The 14,060-nt window shown below is 37.0% G+C and carries 13 protein-coding genes; 5 read left to right on the top strand and 8 right to left on the bottom strand.

Going from position 1 to position 14,060, the window contains the following annotated elements:
• Positions 1-45: 45 nt before the first annotated feature.
• On the bottom strand, positions 46-1,227 hold the full coding sequence (locus tag MHB40_RS18920) for a nucleoside transporter C-terminal domain-containing protein (RefSeq protein WP_279381303.1): 1,182 nt from the start codon (positions 1,225-1,227) through the stop codon (positions 46-48).
• Positions 1,228-1,603: 376 nt separating this feature from the next.
• On the opposite strand from MHB40_RS18920, the gene MHB40_RS18915 reads away from it, so the two are divergent.
• Both MHB40_RS18915 and MHB40_RS18910 read left to right on the top strand, forming a co-directional pair.
• Positions 1,604-2,125 carry a sigma-70 family RNA polymerase sigma factor gene (locus tag MHB40_RS18915; protein WP_342533217.1) on the top strand — a complete coding sequence of 174 codons (522 nt, stop codon included), beginning with the start codon at positions 1,604-1,606 and terminating at the stop codon, positions 2,123-2,125.
• Positions 2,112-3,047: a hypothetical protein gene (locus MHB40_RS18910; protein ID WP_342533216.1), complete on the top strand. Its 936-nt coding sequence runs from the start codon at positions 2,112-2,114 to the stop codon at positions 3,045-3,047. Before MHB40_RS18915 ends, MHB40_RS18910 begins: the two co-directional genes overlap by 14 nt.
• Before the next feature lie 36 nt (positions 3,048-3,083).
• On the opposite strand, the gene MHB40_RS18905 is transcribed toward MHB40_RS18910, so the two are convergent.
• Genes MHB40_RS18905 through MHB40_RS18875 form a run of 7 tightly spaced genes read right to left on the bottom strand, consistent with a single transcriptional unit; the run spans position 3,084 to position 9,728 of the window.
• Positions 3,084-4,340, bottom strand: coding sequence for a permease (locus MHB40_RS18905; RefSeq protein ID WP_342441325.1), 1,257 nt, complete (start codon positions 4,338-4,340; stop codon positions 3,084-3,086).
• Positions 4,341-4,344: 4 nt separating this feature from the next.
• Positions 4,345-5,043, bottom strand: a complete 699-nt coding sequence (locus MHB40_RS18900) for a response regulator (RefSeq protein WP_342441324.1) — start codon at positions 5,041-5,043, stop codon at positions 4,345-4,347.
• Between the two features lie 38 nt (positions 5,044-5,081).
• A complete protein-coding gene (locus MHB40_RS18895) occupies positions 5,082-5,837 on the bottom strand; it encodes a histidine kinase (protein WP_342533215.1) in 756 nt (251 codons plus the stop codon).
• Positions 5,838-5,871: 34 nt separating this feature from the next.
• Positions 5,872-6,864 carry a dipeptide ABC transporter ATP-binding protein gene (locus tag MHB40_RS18890; RefSeq protein WP_342533214.1) on the bottom strand — a complete coding sequence of 331 codons (993 nt, stop codon included), beginning with the start codon at positions 6,862-6,864 and terminating at the stop codon, positions 5,872-5,874.
• The gene (locus MHB40_RS18885) at positions 6,861-7,874 is read right to left on the bottom strand and encodes an ABC transporter ATP-binding protein (protein ID WP_342441323.1); all 1,014 of its coding nucleotides are present in this window, start codon (positions 7,872-7,874) and stop codon (positions 6,861-6,863) included. The genes MHB40_RS18890 and MHB40_RS18885 overlap by 4 nt, the downstream gene beginning before the upstream one ends.
• A gap of 16 nt (positions 7,875-7,890) precedes the next feature.
• Positions 7,891-8,811 (bottom strand): ABC transporter permease, encoded by a 921-nt coding sequence (locus MHB40_RS18880; RefSeq protein WP_205445076.1) that lies wholly within the window; start codon positions 8,809-8,811, stop codon positions 7,891-7,893.
• Positions 8,812-8,825: 14 nt separating this feature from the next.
• A complete protein-coding gene (locus tag MHB40_RS18875; protein ID WP_342533213.1) occupies positions 8,826-9,728 on the bottom strand; it encodes an ABC transporter permease in 903 nt (300 codons plus the stop codon).
• Between the two features lie 182 nt (positions 9,729-9,910).
• Here MHB40_RS18875 and MHB40_RS18870 point away from each other — a divergent pair, with 182 nt between their 5' ends.
• The 3 genes from MHB40_RS18870 to MHB40_RS18860 are packed head-to-tail and all read left to right on the top strand — an operon-like array spanning position 9,911 to position 13,972.
• The gene (locus MHB40_RS18870) at positions 9,911-11,470 is read left to right on the top strand and encodes a glutathione ABC transporter substrate-binding protein (RefSeq protein ID WP_342533212.1); all 1,560 of its coding nucleotides are present in this window, start codon (positions 9,911-9,913) and stop codon (positions 11,468-11,470) included.
• Between the two features lie 43 nt (positions 11,471-11,513).
• A complete protein-coding gene (locus MHB40_RS18865; protein WP_342533211.1) occupies positions 11,514-12,764 on the top strand; it encodes an amidohydrolase family protein in 1,251 nt (416 codons plus the stop codon).
• Positions 12,761-13,972 (top strand): amidohydrolase, encoded by a 1,212-nt coding sequence (locus MHB40_RS18860; RefSeq protein WP_342533210.1) that lies wholly within the window; start codon positions 12,761-12,763, stop codon positions 13,970-13,972. Before MHB40_RS18865 ends, MHB40_RS18860 begins: the two co-directional genes overlap by 4 nt.
• Positions 13,973-14,060 lie beyond the last annotated feature (88 nt).

Below are 14,060 nucleotides of genomic sequence, written 5' to 3'. Positions count from 1 at the left end.
ACCCAGCTATCTGAGTGCAGTTCAAATAATAGTTCCTTATTCAATTTAAATAATCAATCCAACAATAATAGCTGTTAGGATACTTACAAGTGTAGCGCCGTACAATAATTTTAAACCAAACCGAGCAACGACATTTCCTTGCCTTTCATTCAAACCTTTTACAGCTCCTGAAATAATACCAATTGATGAAAAGTTGGCAAAGGATACGAGGAATACAGAAATAATGCCTAGTGTACGTTCACTCATGGATTCAGCAACGTCACCAAGGTTGATCATAGCAACAAATTCGTTTGTCACCAATTTGGTTGCCATAATACCGCCAGCAGCAACAGCATCTGCCCATGGGATACCCATTAGGAAAGCGACTGGTGCAAAGATATAGCCTAATATTTCTTGGAACGATATACCAATTATCATATCGAATAGTGAATTGATTAAATCCATTAATGCTACGAAACCAATCAGCATAGCACCAACAATGATGGCTACTTTGAAGCCATCCATAATATATTCACCAATCATTTGAAAGAACGCTTGCTTATGCTCATCTTCAATTGTTAAGATATCTTCTTTTTCATCAACAGTATAGGGATTAATGATGGAAACAATGATAAAACCACCAAACAGGTTTAACACAATGGCTGTTACGACATACTTTGGCTCAATCATCGTCATATAAGCTCCAACAACTGACATCGACACAGTCGACATAGCTGAAGCACATAGTGTATACATACGTTGTGGTGCAATTTTATCTAATTGTTTTTTTACAGTAATGAACACTTCAGATTGGCCAACCATAGCAGAAGCAACAGCATTATAGGATTCCAATTTCCCCATGCCACTTACCTTGCTTAAAAATAATCCTACCCATTTCATTAGGAAAGGAAGAATTTTGAAATGTTGCAAGATTCCAATCAGGACGGATATAAAGACGATTGGTAATAAAACAGCTAAAAAGAAGGGAGATTCTCCTTCATTTGCTAAGCCACCAAACACAAAGGATATACCCGCATTTGCATAAGACAATAAGTGATCAAATACTTTGGTGATTCCTTTGATTAGAACATAACCAACTGTTGTATTGAGTAGTAAAGCTGCCAATAAAAATTGGATGATCAACATAATCACTATATATTTATATTTTATTTCTTTTTTGTTTTTACTCATTAATAAAGCTAAGGCAAAAACAAGTAACAATCCACAAAGGGATATTAAGTATCTCATAAGTTCCTCCATAAGTATCTGTGATATTTTGTCCTGATGTTCCAATTTCAGAAGAACAGCTAAAGATCTTAATTAGTCAGACGTCAGACAAACAATCTCACTATAACAGTTTTTTCGCTAGTTATTCAATAGATAATAGAAAAAAAGTATGCGACATGGCATACGAATAAATTCAGTGTAAAAAATGTTCGTTCTATCTTTGGTAGTGGCTATCCATATTTATGGTTGCCAGAACAATTCAAGATAAAATACCCTTTTATTGTGTGAAGATTTTTTCATTTTATGACCATCGTGTTAATGAAACTTTTTGGTTTTTTTTGAAACCAACTAAGATTGGGTTACGACTATAGAGTGAATGTGAATAGGAGGTGTTTGGGTGAGTGAGCATTTAGCGGCCATTATGGAAGAACACGGAGAATATTGCTTACGAGTAGCTTATCTTTATGTAAAGGACTGGGCAATAGCTGAAGAAATAGTCCAGGATGTCTTTTTTTCTTATTATCGGCAACAGGATCGCTTTGAACAAAGAGCATCCCTAAAGACCTATTTAGTTAAAATCACGGTACATAAAAGTCATGATTATCTGCGAAGTTGGAAAAATAAACGCCATCTACTGTTGGAAAAATTACATATTGGTGCAAGTAAACAAACACCAGAAACGATGTTACTAGCCCAGGATGAGCGGGCAACCATAACGAAAGCGTTATTTGAGCTACCTATTACTTATAGAGAAGTCGTCATTCTTTATTATTATCAGGAATTGAAGGTTAAGGAAATTGCAGATATTCTTCCATGTGCAGAAAATACGGTTAAAACCAGATTGCATCGGGCGAGGAAAATGTTACAGGAACGATTAGCGAATAGTGAGTGGGAGGTGTTAGTGGATGACAGCTTTTAAAGAGAAGTTGGATCAAGAGCTTGGCGAAGCACCACGATTTACGAAGTCCTTACAGGAGGATATTTTACGGCAAGTGCGGCAAACAAAAAAGACAAGACGCTGGTCTTATCCATTGATCATCATAGGCACGATTGTCATGCTTCTATTGTTAATAGAAATGGGTCCGTTAGGGCAGATGGAGCAAACGAAACAGGCTTCAATTGTTCAATTAGCACAGCAGGAGACCATAAAAAAATATACAATGATTTTCAATTCGGATGAGGAAATTTTTAAGGCTGGAAGACCTGGGTGGGTCATTGGTCAACAAGTGATTAAGCAAAGTTCAGAAAAAGCGCTGCTACAACAACTATTACAGCAAGCTACAGTGACACAAACGAATGAGCGCACTTTTTTTAGATTACAGCGTGATGTCTGGGTAGAATTTGAAAAAGGGCAGGTTATTAAGCTGAAGATGTTCATAAACGAGGAGGATATCGGAATTGTTGATTATGACAACCATTCATTTTATAAAGTAGATAATAGAGATTTGGCAAAGGCTTATTTAGATCTTGCTCTCAAAGATGAGGCTAAATTTGGCATGACAGGTTTAATCGTTATGCTAGTTATTCTCTTAGCTAGCCAACTACTTGTCGATAAACTAATGAGGATAAAGTTTAATATACCAAAGGACTACGTCAATAGAGGACATCGACGTGCTGTTTGGGCTATTAAAATTTTGAATATCATTATGCTTCCGCTACTTATGTTAAAAGGATGGATTTTATTTACTGTTATCATCGGAGGATATTTAGCTGTTATCCTTTTCAGCTCTATTTTTATCGACTATTACTACGGTCGAGAGGAAAAAAGACATTATCTTTCCATTAGTTCAGCCTTTATCGGAGTGCTATTCCTAATCCTATTCATTTATTATAGCAGTTAAATAAACGAATAAGCCTGAACCCGAATAATCGCGAGTTCAGGCATTTTTTTCTATAGTTTCAGTCTGAAGCATTAATTGATAAATACTCGAAATCATAAAGCTGGCAGCTAATCCGTATAGCGCATTGAAGCTTATACCAACGCCAATTCCAATGATGATGGATAGCAGGATGACAAGCCAACTATGTTTATGAATACGGCGATTCGTAAATAAAAGGATTAACATAAACGGTAGCAAGGTAATGTGCAGGAAGGCAAAAGAATAAATAACACCTAAAATTGTTAGATCTATAGATAAGAAGCAGGTAAATAAAATCACCATAAGGCCAATCAAATAGAAATAATAGGGTCTTTTCTTTACAAAAAAACGTTTCGTTGCCCGCATGTCTACAAGCAAGGTTGTGATAATGGCTAATAGGACAATGACGAGAAAAGCAAATGTAAGAAATCCAGGCTGTACTTCATATAAAAACGTGAAAATCAGCACTTGAAACTGACCAAAGGATCCGCTATATAAGGCAATCATTAAAATCGCAGTAAATGATAGTGTTAATAACGCTAAAATCACACCTGAGGAAAACAGGCTACGTCGTACTTTTTTGGGCTTAATAAATGCAATTAAATACCATGTTGATTTATCAAAAAATACTTGTCCTAAAACGGCTAGTTGAATAATGACATAGAACAGCAGGATTTCGCTATTTTTAAAATAAAATAAATAAGGGTGGTATAAGCGAATCCCCTCATATACGGTGCTTGCTCCATTTTGTACAAAGTAATAAATGGGGATAAAAATAAGTAACGAAAAAAGAGCAATAATAAATAAAATTTCCAGCCATAGTATACTTTTCACAGACATGATGCGATCAAGAAGTAACATGCCAATTAAAAAGAAGAAAAGGGTAATGGGTACTGGGATATTTAACATAATTTCAGACAATACACTAATACTTATTAATTGAATGAGCCAAAGTTCAATACCTGTCAGCAGGTAAAATAGCCGTATAACCTTTAAATTCATACCAGATAATTTTCGCTGTATGGTAAAGAGCAAAAAACTTTGGGTATGCTGGTGTTGCGTATAATCACTCTTATTCAACAATGAGCCAAGTACGATAAATGAAATAGCTGTTGCTAATGTATAACAAATGCCTGCCATAAAACCAAAAGAAATAAGGGCTGAAGGAGAAGACAATAATAAGTTACCATTAATCCATCTTGCTAAAAGAATAATGACACCTGCTGCTGTGCTTAAACTTGCAAATGGTACGAGCAATGAAAATTTCCTTAGCATACAATCAAATCCCTTTACTCATTTTAGAGGATTTATATTGTCGCGGTGATTGATTATATTTTTTCTTAAACGCTACACTAAAATAGTGTTGACTATTAAAACCACAGCTCTCAGCAATCGCAGACATACTTGCATCCAGATTTTCATTGATTTTCTTTACGGCCATTTCTAGGCGATAATTATTAATATACTCATTAATTCCGATAGACTGCTCCTCCAAAAATTTACGACTTAAATAGCTTGGATTCAAATGAATTTTTTCAGCAATGATATTTAGACTCAATTTTTCATGATAGTTTTCATGGATATAGGAAAGCGCGCTTTGAATCGCATCATGGTTAGAACTCCATACTTTATATTTCTCCACAATCGCATCTAATTCACTTGCAATGACAGGTTTTGTAAGATAATCTTTTACCCCAATCCGCAATGCTTGTTGGGCATATTCAAAGGTCTGATAAGCGGTTACCATAATGATATCTACCTCATAAAGCGCTTTTAATTCCTTGCTCAACGTGATTCCATCTTTCCCAGGCATTTGAATATCCAAAAAGGCGATAGTCATACGGTGCTTTTTAGCTAATTGCAGGGCCTGTGAGGCATCTTGAGCAGTATGGAATGTCCAATTCGGAAAATGTGGCTTTAATAAATAAATCATTTGCTCAAGCTCTAATGGCTCATCATCTGCGATTAAAATATTCATGGTGAGATTCTCCTTTCTTATTCAAATTGATAGAAAGCCTAAGCGGGAACATGGATGGTAACAGTGTAATGCTGTTCATTGTTTTGAATCGAGAATAAAATATTTTCGAGACCATAAATGAGCTCAAGTCGTTTTCTAATATTTTCGAGACCATAACCTTGCTGCAATTCGTCTACTACCTGCTCAGTAGTCATTTCTATTTTTTCTAATGGTTGTGTATTTTTTATTTCTATTAATAAGACATTCTCCATTTTTTTAATTGTAATGGATAGCTCTGCAGCTCCTATATGTTTTTCAAAGCTATGTTTATATGCATTTTCAATAATGGTCTGCAGAATAAATGGAGGTATTTGAACAGATAGCGCTTCATCATCAACATATTTATTTACAGTCAAACGATGTCCAAATCGTAACTGTTGAATATTTAAATAACTATCAACAAATTGTACCTCGTTCTTTAACGCAATTAAAACCTCATGATTATTGTATTTAAATTTAAAGAATGTTGCCAAAGCCTCAATGCCCGCAACCAAATCTTCCTTTCGATTGATGCGGGCTAGGCTAAGTAATGAATTTAATGCGTTAAAAAAGAAATGTGGCTGTATTTGCTGATTTAACTGGAGAATATTCGCTCTTTGTAAATCCTGCTCAAGCTCTAAGTTTCTTTTTTCCTCCTCAAGGCTATCGATTTGTTTTTCGAAAATAAATATAAAAGTAAGCAGAAAAGCTCCAATAATTGGAGCAATTACACATAGGAGAATATATATGTTGAAGGTTTCTAGTTGTAACATCATGACCTCTCCGTTTATTTTATAAGTGTATGATACATTAAACTAAATTTTCTGCGAAATGGCAAGCTACCTTATGTGTTGAAGAGATTTCTCGTAATGCTGGCACTTCTGCTTTACATTTATCTGTTGCGAATGGGCAACGTGTGTGAAAGCTACAGCCAGTAGGAGGATTAAGAGGGGATGGTAGGTCACCTTTTAAAATTATACGCTCCTTACGATGCTGCTTATCAATAACTGGTATAGAAGAAAACAGTGCTTTGGTATAAGGATGATGTGGCTGTGTGAAAAGGGAATGCTTATCAGCAATTTCTACTACTTTTCCGAGATACATCACCATAATACGGTCTGAAATATGTCTAACAACACTTAAATCGTGTGAGATAAATAAAAAGGTTAAATCTAAATCTCTTTGTAGTTGCTTCAGTAAATTGAGTATTTGAGCTTGAATGGAAACATCTAGGGCAGAAACGGACTCATCACAAATAATAATTTTAGGATTAACAGCAAGGGCTCTTGCAATGCCAATACGCTGACGCTGCCCACCAGAAAATTCATGTGGATAACGCTCTAAATACTCAGGACGTAACCCAACAAGGGACATTAATTCAATCATGCGTGCTTCTTGTTGCTCAGGCGGTACAATTTTTTGAATAGACATGGCTTCTGTTAGCATTTTACGAATCGTTCTTCGTGGGTTAAGGGACGCATAGGGATCTTGGAAAATTATTTGAATGTCCTTACGCGCAGCACGAAGCTCTTTTTTGTTCATATTCACTAAATTTTTACCTAATAACAATACCTCCCCAGCAGTAGGCTCATCTAATCTTAAAATAGAACGACCTGTCGTTGATTTTCCACAGCCAGATTCTCCAACAATGCTGAGTGTCTCACCAGGCATAATATCGAAAGACACACCATCCACAGCTTTTACAACTTGCTGTGGACCGAAGAGCTTTTCTTTTTTTAAGAAAAAATGCTGCTTTAAATCATTTACTTCTAATAGTGGTTGTGTGTGTTGCGCAGTTGTCATACTGTCAGCTCCTTCATAAGTGTTTCTCCTTGCCATTCATTACTGTACATCCAGCATCTTACTTTTTTTCCTTGCTCAACAGTCAGAAGTTCAGGCTGTTGTTCACGACATAAATCTGTAGCAAATGGGCAGCGTTCTGCATAACGGCAGCCAATCGGGTAATTATAGGGACTTGGGACAGTCCCATGAATAGTAGATAATTCTTCTTGGTCCTCATATAGCTTTGGTAGTGATTGAATTAATCCATTTGTATAAGGGTGTAACGGTTTTTCAAAGAGACTTTCTGTTGAGCTTTCTTCTACAACCTGCCCTGCATACATAACAGCAATCTTATCGCAGATTTCTGCTACAACACCAAGATCGTGGGTAATGAAGATAATGCTCATGCCTAATTGTTTTTGCAGGTTTTGAATAATATCAATAATTTGAGCTTGAATGGTTACATCTAATGCTGTCGTCGGTTCGTCAGCAATTAACACATCTGGTGTACACGCTAGTGCCATGGCAATCATTATGCGTTGTCGCATCCCACCACTTAACTGATAAGGCTCCTGCTTCGCTCTTTTTTCTGGTGCAGGAATCCCAACGAGGCGAATCATATCGACAGCCTTTTGCCATGCTTCTTTCCGTGACAAGCCTTGGTGCAAACGAATGGATTCAGCAATTTGCTCTCCAACGGATAATACAGGATTTAAGCTTGTCATAGGCTCTTGGAAAATCATCGATATTTTATTGCCTCGAATTTTACGTAGCTCTTCATCTGATAGTTTCAGGATGTCCGTATTATTTAATAAAATTTCACCATTGATGATTTTACCAGGAGGAGATGGTACTAAACGAAGTAATGACAGGGAAGTCATTGATTTCCCACAACCAGATTCACCAACAATGCCTAGTGTTTCTCCTTTTTGAAGAGTAAAGGACACCCCATCCACAGCTTTGGCAACACCTTCACTCGAATAAAAATAGGTTTGTAAATTTTTTACTTCCAACACGGTTTCTTGTTTCATCCGATTTTCCCCCTCCTTAGTTTAAATCCATTCGTTTATTAAAGATTCGGTACAAAATGTCTACAAAAAGATTAATGAAAACAAATATTAATGAGGCAACAAGCACGCCACCTTGAACGACAGGTATATCACGTGTCCGAATGGCATCTACAATCATTCGTCCTAATCCATTCACAGCGAAAACAGATTCAACTAAAACTGTTCCACCAAGTAAACTACCAAATTGTAAGCCTACTACTGTAATAACTGGAATCAAGGCATTGCGTAATGCGTGCTTTAAAATGATAATGTATCCTTTTAAGCCTTTTGCTTTCGCTGTTCGAATATAGTCTTGGTTTACAACCTCTAACATACTAGAGCGAGTCATACGTGCTACGATGGCAGCTCCACCAGCACCAAGTGTGACAGCAGGAAGAATAATATGCTTGGCACTATCCCAACCTGCTACAGGAAGCCAATGTAACTGTACGGAGAATACATACATTAATAAAATACCTAACCAGAAACTTGGAAGGGAGATCCCTAATAAAGCGACAACCATTAATCCTACATCCATAAACGAATAAGGACGGATAGCGGAGATAATACCAGCAATAAGCCCTAAAACAATGGTGATTAAAATACTATAAAAGGCAAGCTCTATTGTAATCGGTAAACGAGACGTAATTTCCCCAAAGACAGGTTGGTTATTTTTTAATGAATGACCCATATCTCCTTGTAGAAGATTTTTAATATACTCTGTATATTGAACGGCTAATGGTTTATTGAGCCCTAAATTTTCACGTAATTCTGCAACCGTTTCTTGAGAAGCTCCTTCTCCTGCTAAAATGATCGCTGGGTCTCCAGGAATCATCTGCATAATTAGAAAAACAACAAGCGTTACACCAAGTGTCACAGGAATAATTTGAGCTAGTCGTTTTAAGATAAATAACGTCATATGTCTTCTCTCCTTTAATTTTTCATTCTTGGATCTAGCGCATCGCGTAAACCATCACCAAATAAGTTAAAGCCTAATACAAGTATGGAAATCATAATACCTGGGAATAGCGCCATATAAGGAGCGGTAAATAGGAAATCACGTCCGTTAGATAGCATGGCACCCCATTCAGGAGATGGTGGCTGAGCACCTAAACCTAAGAATGATAGACCGGCTGCAGATAGAATAGCCGTTGCTAAGCGCATAGACGCTTGTACAATAATAGGTGACAAAATGTTTGGAAAAATATGCTTAATTAGAATTGTCATATCATTTGCTCCAAGTGTTTTGACAGCATCGATATATTCTAATTTTTTTACTTCCATTGTTGAGCCACGTACAATACGAGCAAACATAGGAATAGAGAAAAAACCAACAGCAATTGTGACATTGATAAGGCTTGGCCCTAATGCACTAACAATAGCTAAAGCTAGCAAGATACCTGGGAAGGCAAGCATGATATCTAAAATTCGACTAATAATAGAATCAACCCATTTGCCATAATAGCCAGCAATAAGTCCTAAGAAAGTGCCGATTGTACCACCGAATAAAACAGCTGAAATACCAACACCAATTGATAAACGTGATCCATATAAAATTCGACTTAAAATATCTCGCCCTTTGTCATCTGTTCCCATTAGATGATCTAAGCTGGGTCCTTGTAATTTTTGATCTAACTGCACGTCGTATGGATCATAAGGGGCTAAAATGGGCCCGATAAGAAACATCATTATACATAGAAGAATGATGATGCCTCCTGCGACAGCTGCTTTATTTTTCTTAATTTTGTTTAGGAAAGAAACAAGATTCTTTTTTCTAGATGCCTTGCGTGCATTCACTAAAACAGAATGATCGATAGTAGTTGTTACTTTATTCATATCGAATACTCCTTTTCTATTTGATTTGATTTCAATTTAGTGAAAAGCGTAAAGAATGTAAATATTTTATGGCTTATTAGTCAGAAAATTTAAAAAACACGTAAAGATTTTAAAAAACAAGTGAAATTTATTTCTTTATAATTCGAAATGTAAGGAACAAATCACACAAGGAGGAAATGTTGATGAAGAAAATGAAGTTGTTTTTATTCATGGCACTAATGATAGTACTTATTCTGCAAGCATGTTCTACTGCTAGCAATAATAGTACGGAAGGTTCCAAAGAGGGATCGAAAAGTGTAGGGGGAGAATTAGTCGTTCTAAGAGCAGCAGATGCGACAAGCCTAGATCCTCATTTTATTACAGATATTCCATCAGCGAATATTATTCATGGCAAGGTATATGAAACACTTGTTGCTTTTGATAGAGATCGTAAAATTGTTCCACTACTTGCAAAAGAATGGGAGCAAAAAGATGATGTCACTTGGACATTTACATTGAATGAAGGTATTAAATTCCATGATGGTGCAGATTTTAATGCAGAGGCTGTTAAAGCTACATTCGATCGTATTTTAGATCCTGCAACTGGTTCACCGCAGCGTGATAAATTATCAATGATTAGTGAAGTAGTAGTAGATGATACGTATATTGTTACATTGAAATTAAAAGAACCGTATGCCCCGCTGCTATCTATTTTAGCAAGTCAAGAAGGTAGTATGATGAGTCCAAAAGCTATTGCTGAAGCGGCTGACGAATTAGCAACACATCCAGTAGGGACAGGCCCATTTGTATTTGAATCTTGGAAATCAGGTCAAGAAATTACATTAAATTCGAATAAAGATTATTGGGGAACTGTACCGAAAGTAGATAAAGTAACATTTAAAGTTGTACCAGAGGATTCTACGCGTCTAGCAATGATTGAAAGTGGAGAAGCGCATATTGCTGAACAAGTACCTGTAACAGAGATTGATCGTATTGAAAATTCTTCAACGATGACTTTATTCCGTGCAGAAGGACTTGCAGTAGAATTTATCGGATTCAATGTGAAAGATACCCTATTATCAGATGTAAAAGTACGTCAAGCAATTAGCTATGCTGTTGACCGCGAAGCGATTATCAGCGGTATTTATGATAATGTAGGAACACTTGCGAATTCGGCAATGAGTCCAAAAATTATTGGTTATTCTAGTGAAACGAAACCATATGACTATGATGTAGTGAAGGCAAAAGAATTATTAAAAGAAGCTGGCGTGAAAGAAGGAACAAAAGTTAAATTACTGACAAGTGACCGTAAAGAGCGTATCAATATGGCTGAGGTGATTCAATCTCAATTAAAAGGAATCGGATTAGATGTTGAAATTCAAGTAATGGAATATGGTGCATTTATTTCTGAAATCACGAAAGAACAGCACCAAATATTTATTAGTGGCTGGGGTAATGCTACTGGGGATGCTGATTATAACCAATTTAATCTATTCCACACTGCTTCTATGGGACCTCCAGGAAACCATTTCTACTATTCAAATCCAGAAGTTGACAAACTAATTGAGCAAGGACGCTCTGAAGCAAACCAAGAGGCACGTAATGAAATCTACAAAAAAGCAATGCAAATCGAGTTAGATGAAGCTGTGTATATCCCAGTGCGTAACTATGAGCATTTAGCAGTCCATAGCAATGCTGTAAAAGGTTTCTGGTTAGATGCATCTAACTACACGATGATTAGTGGCGTTGAAATTGTAGAATAATCGAATTTGGTGATAGACGGAAAATACCAATTGGGAGGAAACTATGAGTAAACTATTGCTGAAAAATGTGAGATTAGAAGAAGCATATGAGCGCGAAAATGAACACATTGTTGCAACTCGTACAGGTATTTATGATGTCCTAATCGAAGATGGGCATGTTCAACAAGTGGATAAGAATATAGTGGCTGATGGAGATGTAGAAGTAGTAGATGCGCAACAGCAACTATTAGTCCCTTCATTCCGAGAGATGCATATTCATATCGATAAAACGTATTTTGGTGGAGAATGGCAGGCGCCAAGACCCATTACTAAAGGGATTTTAACACGTATTGAAGAAGAAAGAACGCTACTACCAAAGCAATTACCGACAGCTGCTTATCGAGCTGAGGAAATGGTGAAGTGGCTTATTTCACAAGGACACACACATATTCGTTCACATTGTAATGTTGACCCGCAAATTGGGACAAAACATATTGAAATTACAAAACACGTTTTAGAAAAATATCAAGATCAAATCACCTATGATATTGTGGCCTTTCCACAGCATGGCTTATTACGCTCCAATGTAGAGGGACTAATCCGTGAGGCAATGGCAATGGGAGCAACGCTTGTTGGGGGCGTTGACCCATCCATTGTAGATCGCAATATCGAAAAGTCATTACAAACAACAATGGGCATTGCTCAAGACTATAATGCAGGGATAGATATTCATATTCACACTGCTAACACACTAGGTGAATTTGAATTTTACAAGCTGATAGCGTTAACGAAACAGGCAAAAAAAGAAGGACAAGTCACAATTAGCCATGCGATGGCACTTGCTGATTTAGAACAGTCACGCTTAGAAAATTTAGTTCAAGCAATGGCTGAGGTACAAATAGATGTAACAACAACTGTACCAATAGATTTGAACCGTTCGACGATACCAATTCCTTATCTTTATAACAATGGTGTAAAGGTATCTGTGGGGCATGATAGTTTAACAGATCATTGGTCACCATATGGTACGGGTAATACCATCATGAAATTAAATGTGATGGCGGAGAGATTCCGTTTTATTGATGAATATTCATTAAGTCGAGCTTGGAAATACGCTTCTGGTGGTATCACACCGTTGAATGATGCTGGAGAACGTGTTTGGCCACAAGTTGGTGATAAAGCCAATATGCTGTTAGTGGATGGCGTGAGCACTGCTCATGTGATAGCAAGAAGATGCCCAATTACTACGGTCATTTCACAAGGCAAAATGATTCACCAACAGGATGTAGGAGAGTTGAAAGGAGAATTCAGATGAAGCAATGGCTTACAAATGTTCTACTTGAAACAGGAGAATATCTAAAGGAAAATGACACAGTTGGTACGAAAGTGGAGCTTTTTCACCTTGAAATTATAGATGGCTTTATTTCTCAAATTGTACCTGCAACACAGGCAATCGATTCACCAAATGAAGTTACAGATATGAATGGAAAGCTGCTATTACCTGCCTTTAAGGAAATGCATAATCATTTAGATAAAACATACTTATCTTTACCATGGAAGGCTTGTGTTCCCGTAAAGAATTTAAAGGAACGACTTGATCGTGAAGCACAAGAGTTATCCGTTCTTGCTACAACTGGTAAACAACGTGCAGCTGCAATGATTGAAAAAATCCTTAAGAATGGTGCAAATCATATTCGTACACATGTTAATATCGATCCATACATTGGATTAAAAAATTTAGAAGGTGTACTAGCGGCATTGGACGATTATAAAGATGTCGTGACATCCGAAGTTATTGCCTTTCCACAGCATGGCCTATTAAGAGATGATGTCCCTAAATTATTGCGTGAAGCTTTACGCAATGGAGCGACGATGATTGGTGGCCTAGATCCAGCTGGCATTGATAACTCGATTGAGCCTTCTCTATATGAAGTGATGGATATCGCACAGGAATTTAATGTAGATGTCGATATTCACCTACATGATGGTGGCCACGTTGGGTATTATACAATCGATAAATGGATTGATATCGTGGAGGATGCCAAGTATCAGGGTAGAACGGCAATAAGTCATGCCTTTTCACTTGGTGATGTATCGGTCATGGAACAACATAAAATTGCAGATCGTTTAGCGCAACAACAAGTAAAAATAATGTCAACTGTGCCATTTGATTTGCGACGATTAATTCCACCAATTGAATTACTGACTGAGCACGGCGTGGATGTCCACTTTGGTTGCGATGGCTTTTATGATTCCTGGAGTCCCAATGGCTCAGGAGATATATTAGAAAAAGCGACTACTTTTGCAGACATTTCTCGCAAGCTTGATGAACGTTCGATTCGACAAACATTAAAATATATTACAAATGGTGTCACACCATTGGATGCGAATGGTCAGAAGGTTTGGCCGAATGTGAAAGATGAAGCTAGTTTTGTATTCTTTGACGCAGTATCAAGCGCTGAAGTCATAGCGCGTAAACCATCCAACCGAGTGGTTATGTCTAAAGGTAAGTTTATCAACTAAGTATTAATCTAAATCCCCCTTATGGATCTAAGTCAAGATTCCGGACACATTAAAGTTAAGTTTTTGTTTTGTAGCAACCACCATTTAT

The organism is Lysinibacillus sp. FSL K6-0057 (assembly GCF_038630885.1).
Classification (GTDB): Bacteria; Bacillota; Bacilli; order Bacillales_A; family Planococcaceae; genus Lysinibacillus; species Lysinibacillus fusiformis_F.
The sequence above is the reverse complement of the archived record's forward strand: the minus strand, read 5'-3'. Positions and strand labels throughout refer to the sequence as shown.

Excerpts from the sequence above, each read along its gene's own strand:
- MHB40_RS18920 (WP_279381303.1), bottom strand. The coding sequence starts at position 1,227 with ATGAGATACTTAATATCCCTTTGTGGATTGTTACTTGTTTTTGCCTTA.
- MHB40_RS18910 (WP_342533216.1), top strand. The coding sequence starts at position 2,112 with ATGACAGCTTTTAAAGAGAAGTTGGATCAAGAGCTTGGCGAAGCACCA.
- MHB40_RS18905 (WP_342441325.1), bottom strand. The coding sequence starts at position 4,340 with ATGCTAAGGAAATTTTCATTGCTCGTACCATTTGCAAGTTTAAGCACA.
- MHB40_RS18900 (WP_342441324.1), bottom strand. The coding sequence starts at position 5,043 with ATGAATATTTTAATCGCAGATGATGAGCCATTAGAGCTTGAGCAAATG.
- MHB40_RS18895 (WP_342533215.1), bottom strand. The coding sequence starts at position 5,837 with ATGATGTTACAACTAGAAACCTTCAACATATATATTCTCCTATGTGTA.
- MHB40_RS18890 (WP_342533214.1), bottom strand. The coding sequence starts at position 6,864 with ATGACAACTGCGCAACACACACAACCACTATTAGAAGTAAATGATTTA.
- MHB40_RS18885 (WP_342441323.1), bottom strand. The coding sequence starts at position 7,874 with ATGAAACAAGAAACCGTGTTGGAAGTAAAAAATTTACAAACCTATTTT.
- MHB40_RS18880 (WP_205445076.1), bottom strand. The coding sequence starts at position 8,811 with ATGACGTTATTTATCTTAAAACGACTAGCTCAAATTATTCCTGTGACA.
- MHB40_RS18875 (WP_342533213.1), bottom strand. The coding sequence starts at position 9,728 with ATGAATAAAGTAACAACTACTATCGATCATTCTGTTTTAGTGAATGCA.
- MHB40_RS18870 (WP_342533212.1), top strand. The coding sequence starts at position 9,911 with ATGAAGAAAATGAAGTTGTTTTTATTCATGGCACTAATGATAGTACTT.
- MHB40_RS18865 (WP_342533211.1), top strand. The coding sequence starts at position 11,514 with ATGAGTAAACTATTGCTGAAAAATGTGAGATTAGAAGAAGCATATGAG.
- MHB40_RS18860 (WP_342533210.1), top strand. The coding sequence starts at position 12,761 with ATGAAGCAATGGCTTACAAATGTTCTACTTGAAACAGGAGAATATCTA.